This is a genomic window from Sphingopyxis terrae subsp. terrae NBRC 15098, from assembly GCF_001610975.1.
GTDB classification, from domain to species: Bacteria; Pseudomonadota; Alphaproteobacteria; order Sphingomonadales; family Sphingomonadaceae; genus Sphingopyxis; species Sphingopyxis terrae_A.
Genome location: NZ_CP013342.1, coordinates 916,840 through 929,111, shown reverse-complemented (window position 1 = coordinate 929,111; position 12,272 = coordinate 916,840). Strand labels below are relative to the sequence as shown.

General features: G+C 62.6%; 9 protein-coding genes and 1 pseudogene. 6 read left to right on the top strand and 4 right to left on the bottom strand.

Going from position 1 to position 12,272, the window contains the following annotated elements:
• Positions 1 to 45: 45 nt before the first annotated feature.
• The 4 genes from AOA14_RS04525 to AOA14_RS04510 all read right to left on the bottom strand — a co-directional run bounded on the left by AOA14_RS04525 (position 46) and on the right by AOA14_RS04510 (position 2,916).
• Complete coding sequence (locus AOA14_RS04525) at positions 46 to 690, bottom strand: murein L,D-transpeptidase catalytic domain family protein (RefSeq protein WP_082820031.1); 645 nt, start codon at positions 688 to 690, stop codon at positions 46 to 48.
• Between the two features lie 520 nt (positions 691 to 1,210).
• Complete coding sequence (locus AOA14_RS04520) at positions 1,211 to 1,621, bottom strand: hypothetical protein (RefSeq protein ID WP_062900942.1); 411 nt, start codon at positions 1,619 to 1,621, stop codon at positions 1,211 to 1,213.
• Positions 1,622 to 2,395: 774 nt separating this feature from the next.
• Positions 2,396 to 2,614, bottom strand: coding sequence for a hypothetical protein (locus tag AOA14_RS04515; protein ID WP_062900941.1), 219 nt, complete (start codon positions 2,612 to 2,614; stop codon positions 2,396 to 2,398).
• A complete protein-coding gene (locus tag AOA14_RS04510; protein WP_202988385.1) occupies positions 2,611 to 2,916 on the bottom strand; it encodes a hypothetical protein in 306 nt (101 codons plus the stop codon). The genes AOA14_RS04515 and AOA14_RS04510 overlap by 4 nt, the downstream gene beginning before the upstream one ends.
• A 478-nt stretch (positions 2,917 to 3,394) precedes the next feature.
• Here AOA14_RS04510 and AOA14_RS04505 point away from each other — a divergent pair, with 478 nt between their 5' ends.
• The 6 genes and pseudogenes from AOA14_RS04505 to AOA14_RS04480 all read left to right on the top strand — a co-directional run bounded on the left by AOA14_RS04505 (position 3,395) and on the right by AOA14_RS04480 (position 12,266).
• Positions 3,395 to 4,009 carry a hypothetical protein gene (locus AOA14_RS04505; protein ID WP_202988384.1) on the top strand — a complete coding sequence of 205 codons (615 nt, stop codon included), beginning with the start codon at positions 3,395 to 3,397 and terminating at the stop codon, positions 4,007 to 4,009.
• Between the two features lie 330 nt (positions 4,010 to 4,339).
• Positions 4,340 to 6,523, top strand: coding sequence for a glycosyltransferase family 4 protein (locus AOA14_RS04500; protein ID WP_062900938.1), 2,184 nt, complete (start codon positions 4,340 to 4,342; stop codon positions 6,521 to 6,523).
• Positions 6,524 to 6,530: 7 nt separating this feature from the next.
• Positions 6,531 to 7,835: a glycoside hydrolase family 130 protein gene (locus AOA14_RS04495; RefSeq protein ID WP_202988383.1), complete on the top strand. Its 1,305-nt coding sequence runs from the start codon at positions 6,531 to 6,533 to the stop codon at positions 7,833 to 7,835.
• Positions 7,832 to 8,821, top strand: a complete 990-nt coding sequence (locus AOA14_RS04490) for an NAD(P)/FAD-dependent oxidoreductase (RefSeq protein ID WP_062900937.1) — start codon at positions 7,832 to 7,834, stop codon at positions 8,819 to 8,821. The genes AOA14_RS04495 and AOA14_RS04490 overlap by 4 nt, the downstream gene beginning before the upstream one ends.
• A 52-nt stretch (positions 8,822 to 8,873) precedes the next feature.
• A complete protein-coding gene (locus AOA14_RS04485) occupies positions 8,874 to 11,021 on the top strand; it encodes a catalase (protein ID WP_202988382.1) in 2,148 nt (715 codons plus the stop codon).
• Between the two features lie 9 nt (positions 11,022 to 11,030).
• Positions 11,031 to 12,266: pseudogene (locus AOA14_RS04480) on the top strand (NAD(P)/FAD-dependent oxidoreductase).
• Positions 12,267 to 12,272 lie beyond the last annotated feature (6 nt).

The following is a 12,272-nucleotide window of genomic DNA, read 5'->3' as shown; positions in this document are numbered from 1 at the left end:
TTCCGGTTACGGAAGGAATGCGCAGCTATTTCTTCGGCGCATATCCTACGCGCGGGCCGCGTACAGCAGGCGGCCCGTGCCGAGATGATCGAACGTCGCCTTCAGACATGTCTCACCGACCGCGAAGCAACCTTGGCTGCGGCCCAATTTGCCATGCACCGCGATCATGTCCTCGTTCGCATACCAGGCGCCATGGATGACGATCGCACGCTCCATCGCGTGATCGTTGGTCGGGTCAAGACCGGCGAGGCGTTGCGATCGGCCATGCTTGCCGACATAATAATCGCCGGTCACGAATGCGCCCTCGCTCGACGCATTCGAGCCAGGCGCGTTCGAGAAGCGTTCGGCATAGCCGGTGTGGTGCGGATCGGACCCGCTGCCATGCGCGACAAGTAGGCGTGACGCCCGGCCGCTTTCAACGTCGAGGAAATGAAGCCGGGGTTCCGAAGACGGCGCCGAAAAGTCGACGATTGCGATGCGATCGCGATGCCGGATCGATTTGGCATGGCGGTCGATCGCTGCGAGCGCCTTGCGCAGCAGCTGCGGATCGAGCGCGGCGTCCCTGATAGTCTGCGTGTCCGGTCTCGGTAGCGGGGCCGCGGCGATCTCGCGGCCTGGCATCGGACCTGCAAGCGGTCCCGCCGAAGAGCGCGCGAGCACGCTGGCCGCGGCAGCTGCACCGGATATCATCAAGGTTCGCCGGCCCAGTCGAAGGGGCTGGTCGGTCATCGGCGCAATATAGGCGCGCAGCATCGGGGTTGAAGGGCGTTACGGTCGCTTTCAGGTCTGAACGCGCCGCACCGTGTCGGGCTCTCGCCGAACCGTTCACGGAAGGGACGGGGAGATGATGCCCTGCGTTTGGGGTCTAGGCCGGTCGGCCAAGAGAAGGAGGTCCCAGTCGCGGGCTGGATTGGAGCATGGATCGGCGAAATCACAAATGTCGCGAAATTTGGTAATCCATTTCACGCGACAGCCGGGAAGACCAACGGCGGGCATGCTTCGGCTCTCACGCCCCGCGCGGGCGATCGCCGTAAGGGATATAGGGTGATGATGAAGGGGCTGTTTGAGATCCATGTCCGTTTCCCGTGGGCGGGAGCACGATCGTCTCTCGGTCGCAGCCATGCAAAATAGGATCCGCGATTGAAGGAATATGATGAGGAAAGCATGATTTTGCAAGGTTTACGCCTCGCTCGAGGGACATAATTTACCGCTAAAGGGGACTGAATTCGATGGTGAGCAAATCGGTGTAAGTCCCGGCGACACGTGCGCCAACATCACCAAGGCGCAAATCGAAGGGCAGCGACGATCCGGCGATGGTTCGAGGCAAATTCAGCCGCGTTTCGAAATGCTGGCGCAGATCAATGGCGGTGCCGTTCAAGGTTGCGGTGTAGCGGATTGCGTTTTCAGCGGCGTCATCTTTTGCGAGCTTGAGCAATCCGCGGTTGATCGAATCGATCGTAAGCCGCGCAATGATATTGGCGCGGACCTGAAGAAAAACGCGGCGCTGGTCGCCCCCGGTCATCTCGCCGAAATCGACGCGGCTTCCCGCCGTTCGCGAATCCGCAGCGGGCGGGCCAAGGGCGATCGCGGCAATCGTCCCCGCGAGAAGAAATCTGTGCATGTTTATGGGAAGAAGGTTCGCGTCTGGGCCGGCCTTGCGCCGTGTCAAGCTGGCCTGGCGGGGCAGGGCAGGTCAGCTTTCCATATAGCCGCGAGTTGGCGAATGACGCGCGAGCGATGCTGATAGGTGCTATATCGCTTTCCCACGCGTCCATGGGCAAAGTCGTCGGCGAGTTTATGCGTCAGCCAGTCAATTTCGGCCTTTTGCCTATCCGATTCGGTGACCGAAGGTTCGGGAGCCGAGGGAATAGGCCTTCGGGAAAGCGTAAACCGCGACAGGCGGCCGCCTTCATTTTCCCAACTCTCGACTGCAGATCCCCCGGCCGGCTTTGGCAGCGCGGAAGATCCTGTTAGCTGCGCCCTGGCCGGTGCCAACCCAAGCCTTTGCGTGTGGCTATTCGAAACATATGCCATGAACCCGACTCCAGCCGCGAGCGGGAGCATGGGAAATCTCTCAGTCGCACCTGCGCCCGAGGCATGGAATGCGATAGGCTTGATGTGGGGACGAGCCATGCTCAATGCTAGGGCGGGGTGATAATATCGACCATGCCCTATGCAACGATTCCGGAGCAGCGACCTCCCGGTACTGCCTCCTGACAGTCCGCGTGCGGGTGATCATCAAGCAATTGTCGCGACGATCTGAGCGAAAGCTATCGCGGCTCGGATATCGGAGTAGAATCACGCCGCCTTGCGATCGGCACATTCGTGCCGCCGCCTGCGCCGAGCAAGTTGCCGCGAGCGGGACGCCATCACCGAAGAACATGGCCGTTCGGCGCTAGGAAGGCGGGCGATAGAAGCGGAACCGTTTGACCTCGCCCTCGATTAGATGGCCGCGAAGGCGCAACCGCATTTCCTCGGCGCCCGTACTCGCGGTGCAAACGAGGCGGGTGCCTCCCGACAGTAGCGGTTCGATCGCGCTGATGCTTACGCCCTGTGCAAGGCACAGGCGCCGTACTTCGGCTTCGGACAGCGACAGGTTCATCGCCCGGCTCATGACGGTGCTCCGGGCACCGACGCCCGAATGGCGGCCTCCACCTGCGCGTAACCGTCGGCACTTGCGGTTGCTATGACCAGCGGACGACCGCCGAGCTTGGTATTTTCGGTGTTGAGAAACGCCACCGCGGGATCGCGGCCGCCCATAAGCAGGAATGCGAGCTGGCTGATATTGCCTTGCCGGCGCGCATCATCGAGCGGGAAGGGTTCTTGGCTCTTCCGGAAGCTGCGGTACGACCTTCGCTTGAGCACCCTCGGCTCGGTCAATTCCGCCGACTTTTCCTTATCCATGTCGGACTTCATCGTGCGGCTCCTTCGTAAGCGGGAGCGCGCTGTCTCTCAGCCGCGGCTGCCTACAGAATCCAAGCCGCGATCTTGCCCATATGGGACTTCAAATCCCGGTTGTAAGGGCCAGACGATCGCGCGTCGGCTTTGGACGCTTCGCTTACGAGTTTGTGCCGGGCTACAATGCGGGCCGGCGTCCCGGGTAGGGGCCCGACCGCCCGGCAGATGCACGTCGCCGATGCAATCGGGTCATTTTTGCGGTTGCGACAAAAGAAACAGCGCATCGACTTGCCGGGGCTGGATATGTTTCCGCCTGCTGGGGCGCGATAGACGTGAAGCTGCGGCGGATGGCGGCGCATTTGCGCTTCGACCGTCTCCGCCTCTGGCTCTGCTCATTGCAATCCTTTGCCAGGGACCCCATCTTTCCTGCATCGCCTGCTTCCACCGCGTGTTGGCGACTGAGAGACCATTGTGCTCCCGCCGAAGGAGCCGATTTGTGGACCTCAATGAACTGCTGCACCACCACCAGATGGCTTTGATGGCGGTTGGTCGGGCGCGCCGCGAGGGGCAGTCGGTGCCCAATTTCGACCTGCCGCGCTATTATGCCAAACGGATCAACGAATATCGCGAGCGACGTGGATTGGACGGCAACGCCGAAGCCATTGCCGCTCTCGTCGCGCCGCCCGTGGACCCGGTTGACGCGATGGACGATCTCGTGAGTGACGTGCTTATCGCCGAATTGCTCATGGCGAAGGCCTTCGAGCGAGCAAATCATGACAATCCCGCTGCGGGCGGCTCTGATCCGCGGCCTTTCGATATTCGCGCGACCCTTCTCGCGGTCGGGCGCGACTTCTATGGTGCGTTGGGGCTGGAGAACGGCCAACTTGCGGCGGCGATCGACGCCGCTTCGGCACGCTCGGCATGGGAAGGCGAGGGCGGAGGCCTGCGCCCGCCGGCCGACGAGGATGAGGAGGAGGAGGGCATCGTTCGGACCTATGCCGAACGATATGCAGTCGGGGGTTATCGCTATTCCAACCTTGATGATGCCAAAGCTGCTGCGCGGCGGCTGCGTGGGGCGACCCGTGGCGATCAGCAAGCGAAGCTTCCATGAAACAGCTGTTTGGCTCCGATCTTGATGGCAGGCTTGCCGACAGCAAGTGGAATCGACCTCGCGGCGATGACGTACCGCCGACCTTGGCTTGCCTGTCGAGCAGGAGTGTCGAGCGTTTCGAGTGGAACAAGTTCCGAGATGAACCGTTGTTTCTGCCGATAACCGCAGGACCCTGCCGAACTCCATTACTCTGAAAAATTGCGCGTGAGGCCTTCGGGGCTTCATCTCCGGAAGGCTATGCCTGTGTATGAAACGCTTGACCGCAGCTTTATCGCTGACAGTCTGGAGACGGGCCAGAGGATTCTTCCCGGACGCTGGTCTGGAGGACGGATGGCATTGGTCGGCGGATTTATCCCCCGACGCTGCGGTATCGCGACCTTCACCGCGGACGTCCGTGCATCGCTTGCCGAAGCCGCGCCTGATCTTGTGGTCGATGTCTATGCGATGGCGCCGGCTGCGGCCCCCATCCTGTTCGATCCAGTGGTTCGCGGAATCATAACCGAAGGGGATGTTAGCAGCTTCATCGACGCGGCCCGGCAGATCGAGGCGAGTTGCGCTGACATTGTCTGGCTGCAGCACGAGTTTGGACTGTTCGGAGGATCCGCGGGTGACATGATCCTTGAACTGGTCGATCGCGTTGCTGCGCCGCTGGTGGTAACGCTGCACACGGTGCTGGCCGAGCCGGATGCTGATCAGCGCCGCGTTATGGATCGGCTGATTGCACGCGCGGCGCGGATCTTCGTCATGTCCGAACGCTCGGGCGATCTGCTGCGCAGCGTCTATCGGGCTGATGAAGATCAAATTGCACTGATCGCGCACGGCGTTCCCGACCGCCCATTTGGGCGCGCGTCGCAGTTCAAGCCGCGGTTCGGGTTTGCGGGCAAACAGGTTGCACTGACCTTCGGGCTCCTGTCTCCGGGCAAAGGGATCGAGGCGGTTATCGAGGCATTGCCTGCGATCGTCGAAGATCACCCCGACTTCCTCTATTGTATCGCGGGTGCCACGCATCCCAACCTGCTGGCGCATGAAGGCGAGGCTTATCGCGACCGGCTCGAGGCGCTCGCCGTCTCGCTCGGGGTCGATGCGCATGTCCGCTGGATTGATGCATTCATGGAAACCGATGATCTGCTCGATCTGCTCGAGGCCGCCGATATCTATATAACGCCCTATACCGGTGCGCAGCAATCGACGTCGGGCACGCTCGCCTATGCGGTGGCACTGGGCAAGGCCGTGATTTCGACGCCCTATGTCCACGCGGTCGAGCTGCTCGCTGATAATCATGGCGTGCTGGTACCCTTCAACGATAGCGAAGCGATCGCGAACGAGGTCCGCTTTCTGCTTGGCGATGCCGATCGGCTGCGCACGCTGCAGGGGCGCGCCTATGACCGCGGCCGTGACATGATCTGGCCTGCATTTGCCGAGCGAAGCTGCGCCCTGATCGCCGAAAGCCGCGTGGTGCCGAAAGCCGCGCCCATTCCCGACCGGATCGGCATCGAGGGGTTCCTTCGGATTTGCGACGACACCGGCATCCTCCAGCATAGCGTTCACATGATCCCCGACCGTGCGCATGGCTATTGCGTCGATGACAATGCACGCGCTCTGATGCTGATGCATCGGCTCGGCGAAGACGCGCTCGGCAGGTGCGGCCAGCTAGCCACGGTCTTTGCGGCCTTTGTGCAGCATGCGTGGAACCCGGACCGGGGCGAATTTCGCAACTTCATGGGCTTCGGAGGCAACTGGCTCGAGGATGTTGGGTCCGAGGATAGCTGTGGACGAACCCTCTGGGCACTCGGCGCAACGGCGCGCGATGCCCGCGATCCGGGGCTGCGGCAGTGGGCGCTTGAGCTGTTCGAGCGCACTGCGGCGTCCGCGCTGGATTTCGGGTCGCCGCGCGCAATCGCTTTCGCGTTGCTCGGCGCCGACTTCGTGCTTGCCGGGCATCCCGAACATGATCTGGCGAACCGGCTATTGCGCAGCGGCGCTGAGCGGCTGAACGCGCTATACGGAGCCGCAGCGCGGCCGGATTGGCAATGGTTCGAACCGGTGCTCGCCTACGATAATTGCCGCCTGCCCGAAGCGATGCTTCGCGCGGGAGTGCGGCTGGAGCGCGCGGACGTCACCGCGTGCGGGGTCGCGACGCTTCGGTGGATCAACGACCTTCAGATTGCGCCCCATGGTCATTATCGCCCGATCGGGTCCGACTGCTTCGGTCAGGCCTACGCGCTACCGCGGCCGTTCGACCAGCAGCCGCTTGAAGTTTGGGCGGCGATCGACGCGGCTTCAGCCGCCTATGACGTGACCGGCGACGATATCTGGCTGGCGCATGCGCGGCGTGCTTATGAATGGTTTACCGGAGCCAATGATCGCGGTGTGATTGTCGGCGATGTGCTCACGGGCACCAGCAAGGACGGCATAAATCCGCGCGGGCTCAATCTCAATGAGGGTGCGGAGTCGGTTCTCGCCTATCAGCATGCGACCTATTCCATTCGGGATTTCATCCGCAAAGTCGACTGAGGGGATTATGGTGCATCTGGTCCACGACGAATTGCGGCTCCACGCGGACCCGACGCGCGTTGTCGTCCGGCCTTTTCACCTCGCATGGCAAGCTTCCGGCCCCGATCTTGAGCGCGTGAAGCGTCTGGCACGCGAAATCGTTGCGCTCGATACGCGCACCGTGCGCGCCGAACTCGGCGTGGTCCTGCGCGATTTCGCCGATCGGCACTGGCAGATCGAGAAGGTGTTCGAGGACCGTTTCAAGCAGATCGAACCGAAGCTCGGTCTCGAAGCCCTGACGCTGAAGCACGAGATGCGTCTCTTGATCGGCGCCTATTTTTGCCACGAATATAGCTACGCCGCAGCGGCGGTGATGAACCCCAGCGTCGTGCGCCATCCCGACCAGACGGGCCTGGGGGAAGGTTGCATCCGAATCCTGCTGTCGCTGCGGGCGGTCGGCGAAGGCCATATTTCGACGATCGCCTTTCGGGAGGGGATCGTCACGGGCGACCGCGAACTGACTCTGATGCCGCAGCCGGCTTTCGCCACTGCGGCGATGCCGGGTCAGCATCGCGAGGACAAGCCCGACGATGTCGTTTCGCTCTACCGTCAGAAGGACAGCTCACTGTCCGGAACCGTGATCTTTCCGATCACCGAGGCGCAGCGCAACGGTCTCGAGGATCTCCGGCTGCTCGAGTTCGAGCGCGACAGCGGCAAGAGCGAATGGATAGGGACCTACACGGCCTACAGCGGCCGGGACATCCAGTCGGAACTGCTCCGGACCCGCGATTTCAAAGATTTCACCCTGACCCCTATCAAAGGCAAGGCGGGGCGTAACAAGGGTATGGCGCTTTTCCCGCGCAAGATCGACGGGCAATTTTGCATGATCGGTCGGCAGGACGGCAAGAATCTCTACTTGCTGCGCTCGGACGCGGTCGATCAGTGGGAGGACGGCGAACTGCTGCTCGAACCACGCTTTCCATGGGAGCTAATCCAGATCGGCAATTGCGGCGCGCCGATCGAGCTCGACGAGGGCTGGCTGGTGCTCACGCACGGCGTTGGTGCGATGCGCAAATATTCGATCGGCGCCGTGCTGCTCGACAAGGCCGATCCGTCAAAGGTGATCGGACGTACCGCCAACCCCATCCTCTCCGCCGCCGACGAGGATCGCGAGGGCTATGTCCCCAATGTCGTGTACACCTGCGGCGCGATCCGCGTCGGCGACGATATCTTCCTCCCCTATGGCGTCGCGGACAGCTCGGTCTGCTTTGCGTTCGTCGCGATAACGGAAATCCTCGCGGCCATGGATTATCCGGCGCGGGCCGCACAATGACGCCGTTTTCTGCAGGCGAAGGATCGGCGATCGATGTATTGATCGTCGGCGCGGGGCCAGCCGGTCTGACGGCCGCACTGTATCTCGCGCGCTACCGGAGAAAAGTACGTGTGGTACATGACGGACGTTCGCGCGCCCTGTGGGTGCCGCGTTCGCGCAATGTCCCTGGATTTCCGGACGGCATCGCGGGTCGCGATCTCATCACGCGCATGAGCGATCATGCCACGCGTTACGGCGCCGAGATAGTCGAGCGCCGGGTTGTCGCAATCGCCCGGCACGAGGACCGGACGATGTTTCACGCGCGCCTCGAAGGCGGGGGTACCGTCAACGCGCGCGGTCTGATCTTGGCGACGGGCGTCGACACCAATCTCGCGAAGCTCGACGGCGGGGATCATAACGCGGCGGTTCGGAACGGGGTGCTTCGCTATTGCCCGATCTGCGACGGCTTCGAACATAGCAACGAGCGGATCGCGGTTCTCGGCTCCGACCTGCATGGCGCCGCAGAGGCGATGTTCCTGCGGCAATATTCGAGCGACGTCACGCTGATCCCGAAATGGCAGGTTGCGCTCACCGAAGCGCAGCGGCGCGAACTCGCGGCGAGCGGTGTCGATGTTATCGAAGGCCGGGTGCTGCGACTTGAGGCTACTGAGGACGAGATGCTTGTTGCCATCGAGGGGGAAACCGCGCCGCGCCGGTTCGATACGGTCTATCCCGCGTTCGGATCGACACCCCGCAGCGAACTAGCGGCGATGCTGGATCCGCTGACCGATCCAAAGGGTTGCATTCCGTTCAGCGCCTTTTCGGACGGACTGCTTCCCGGCATCTATGCCGCGGGCGACGTCATCGAAGGTCTCGATCAAATCAGCGTCGCGACGGGACAGGGCGCGATGGCGGCGACGCGGCTCCACAATTGGCTGCGCGAACAGGATGGGAATGTGATGGTCGACCAGAAACAGTCAGAGAAAGCGACACGCGGCGAAACCTAAGCGCGAGCGGGGGGTTGAGGAGGCAAGCCCCTCAAAATTCAAGGAACCGACCATGGCCAAGAAGTCCGCGCCGTCCCCTGCGACCGACCACGCCCTTCGCGACCATCAGCCGGGAGAGCGCCAGATTGAGCAAGCCGATAGCCGGGGGAATGGCTATGAACTGCATCAGGCCGTCGCGGATGGGGTCGCCGATGCGTCCGCCTATCTCACCGACAATTTCGGCCACCGCATCTCGGACAACCAGAATTCGCTGCGCGCCGGCGAACGCGGGCCGACGCTACTCGAAGACTTTGTACTTCGCGAGAAAATCTTCCATTTCGACCACGAGCGTATCCCCGAGCGCATCGTCCACGCCCGCGGCTCGGGCGCGCACGGCGTGTTCGAATGCACCAAGGCAATCCCCGGGCTGACAAAGGCGTCGATCCTGCAAAAGGAGGGCGCGACTTGCCCCGTCTTCGCCCGCTTCTCGACCGTCGCGGGCGGCGCCGGATCTGTCGATACCCCGCGCGACGTGCGCGGCTTTGCGGTCAAACTCTACACCGACAGCGGCAATTGGGATCTCGTTGGCAACAATATCCCGGTCTTCTTCATCCAGGACGCGATGAAATTCCCCGACCTCGTTCACAGCGTCAAGATGGAGGCCGATCGCGGCTATCCGCAGGCAGCAAGCGCGCACGATACCTTCTGGGACTTCATCGGCCTGATGCCGGAGGCGATGCACATGATCATGTGGGCGATGTCCGACCGCGCGATCCCGCGCAGCTTTCGGATGATCGAGGGCTTCGGCGTCCACACCTTTCGCTTCGTCAACGACGATGGCGAGGGCAAGTTCGTCAAATTCCACTGGAAGCCAGTGCTCGGCATCCAGTCGACGACTTGGGACGAAGCGGTCAAGATCGCGGGTGCCGATCCCGATTTCCTTCGCCGCGACCTGTTCGAGGCGATCGAAGCGGGCGACTTCCCGGCGTGGGATCTGGGCGTGCAGGTGTTCGACGAAGCCTTCGCCGAGAAGCAGCCTTATGACGTGCTCGACGCGACCAAGCTGATCCCTGAGGAAGATATCCCGGTTGACATCGTCGGCCGTATGACGCTCAACCGCAATGTCGACAATTTCTTCGCCGAAACCGAACAAGTCGCTTTCTTGCCGTCGAATATCATTCCGGGCATCGATTTCAGTAACGATCCGCTGCTGCAGGGCCGGCTCTTTTCCTATCTCGACACGCAGAAGTCGCGGCTGGGAACGACCAATTTTCACCAGATACCGATCAACGCGCCCAAATGTCCGTTTCACAATTTCCAGCGCGACGGGATGATGCAGACGCTCGTGCCGACCGGGCGCGCCAATTACGAACCCAACAGTCTTGCCGAGGCCGGCGAGAATGGCGGTCCGCGCGCAAGCGCCGATACGGGTTTCAAGAGCTTTGCCGCCAATGACGAACGCAACGATCCCGCGCAGAAGCTGCGCATTCGCGCGGCGCTTTTCGCCGATCATTTCAGCCAGGCGCGCATGTTCTATTTGTCGCAGACCGAGAATGAGCAGGCGCATATCGCCTCGGCGCTGGTTTTCGAACTGTCGAAGGTCACACTCGATCACGTCCGCGCCCGGGTCGTTGGCCAGCTTCGCAACATCGACGAGGATCTCGCGACGCGTGTCGCCATGGGACTCGCGATCGATCTGCCGGCGAAGGAAAAGGCTGCGCGTGCGCCGGTCGATCTCAAAACCTCCGACGCGCTGTCTATCCAGAAGAATGCCGACGATACGATGGAGGGCCGCAAGGTCGCGATCCTCTTTGCCGAAGGATCGGACAAGGCGGTGATCGATAAGCTGAAGGGCGACATCGAAAGCGCCGGTGGCACCGTCTTCCTCGTCGCGCCCAAGGTCGGCGGGATCAAGGTCAAGGGCGGTACGCTCAAGGCCGACGGCCAGCTCGCGGGCTCGCCCTCGGTGCTGTTCGACGCGGTGGCTTCGATCCTGACCGAAGAACAGGCCAAGGCGCTGTCGGGGCAGGGCGCGGCGGTCCAGTGGTTCATGGACGCTTATGGCCATTGCAAGACGATCGCGCATGACGAAGCGACGCAATTGCTGCTCGACAAGGCGGGGGTCGAGAAGGACGGCGGTGTCGTTGCGATCGACAAGTTCGAAAGCGTCGGCACCCGGCGCCATTGGGCCCGCGAAGCCAAGGTGCGCGATCTTGCCTGATCGCCCGTCATGGTGAGCCGCGCATCGGCGACCCATCATCGCTATCTTAGGACCGGCCAGTCGATCTGGTCGGCACGGCGTCGTCCCGCGATCGCTGCGCGGTCGCTGATAAGGGATATCGCGTGCGACGTTGTCGTCGTCGGGGCTGGCGTGTCGGGCGCGCTGATCGCGGAGACGTTGTCGGAAGCGGGGCTCAACATCGTGATCGTCGATCGCCGGGGTCCCGCCGAAGGATCGACCGCCGCGTCGACCGCCCTGCTGCAATAAGAGCTCGATATCCCGCTGACCTCGATGGCCGAGCGGATCGGGCGCGAAAAGGCCGAACGCATCTGGCGGCGATCGCGCCAGTCGGTTGACGCATTACGCGAACGGACCGAGCGGCTGGGCCTTGCCGTCGATGGGGCGACGCGCGCCTCGATCTATCTCGACGGCAACGTCCTCGACGCCGAAGGTCTTGCGCATGAAGCCGACGCCCGGCGGCGCGCGGGGTTCGAGGTCGAGCTGCTCAAACCGGCCGCAGTGCTGGATCGCTACGGGATCAAGGGACGCCACGCGCTGCTAGGCTTTGGCAATTATTCCGCCGATCCGCGCCGCCTGACGGCAGGCTATCTGAACGTCGCGCTGACACGGGGCGCCCGGCTCTACTCGCCCGTCGATATCTGCGACATCGCGCCGACGGGTGAAGGTGTAGCGTTGGTCTCGGCCCGCGGGCCAAGTATTCGCGCGCGCCATGTCGTCATGGCAACGGGTTATGAGATGATGAAGGGGATTCCTCGCAAGGGGAACAAGATCATCTCGAGCTGGTCGATCGCGACGCGCCCGCAGCCGCGGGCCATCTGGCCGACCGCCGCGATGATATGGGAAGCCGCCGATCCCTATCTCTACATCCGGACGACCCCACGCGGAGAAATCATCTGCGGCGGCGAGGATGAAGAAATAAGCGATCCAGCTCTCCGCGATGCGAAGCTCTCCGATAAAGCAGCGACGCTGTCGCGAAAGCTTGCTTCCCTGCTGCCAGGAGTGGACGCGACGCCTGCCTATAGCTGGGCCGGCAGTTTCGGTGACAGCCCGGTCGGGACACCGACCATCGGCCGCATTCCCGGCATGCCGAACTGCTACGCCGCGATGGGATATGGCGGCAATGGCATCACCTTCTCGATGATGGCCGCGCAGATGCTGCGCGGCCTGATTTGCGGCTATGGCGATCCCGACGCCGATCTGGTCAGCTTCCACCGCAGTTTTTGAAGGCGC

Bases quoted from the DNA above. Each gene is read 5' to 3' on its own strand.
- AOA14_RS04485 (WP_202988382.1), top strand. From the start codon at position 8,874: ATGGCCAAGAAGTCCGCGCCGTCCCCTGCGACCGACCACGCCCTTCGC.
- AOA14_RS04515 (WP_062900941.1), bottom strand. From the start codon at position 2,614: ATGAGCCGGGCGATGAACCTGTCGCTGTCCGAAGCCGAAGTACGGCGC.
- AOA14_RS04525 (WP_082820031.1), bottom strand. From the start codon at position 690: ATGATATCCGGTGCAGCTGCCGCGGCCAGCGTGCTCGCGCGCTCTTCG.
- AOA14_RS04520 (WP_062900942.1), bottom strand. From the start codon at position 1,621: ATGCACAGATTTCTTCTCGCGGGGACGATTGCCGCGATCGCCCTTGGC.
- AOA14_RS04490 (WP_062900937.1), top strand. From the start codon at position 7,832: ATGACGCCGTTTTCTGCAGGCGAAGGATCGGCGATCGATGTATTGATC.
- AOA14_RS04500 (WP_062900938.1), top strand. From the start codon at position 4,340: ATGGCATTGGTCGGCGGATTTATCCCCCGACGCTGCGGTATCGCGACC.
- AOA14_RS04495 (WP_202988383.1), top strand. From the start codon at position 6,531: ATGGTGCATCTGGTCCACGACGAATTGCGGCTCCACGCGGACCCGACG.
- AOA14_RS04510 (WP_202988385.1), bottom strand. From the start codon at position 2,916: ATGAAGTCCGACATGGATAAGGAAAAGTCGGCGGAATTGACCGAGCCG.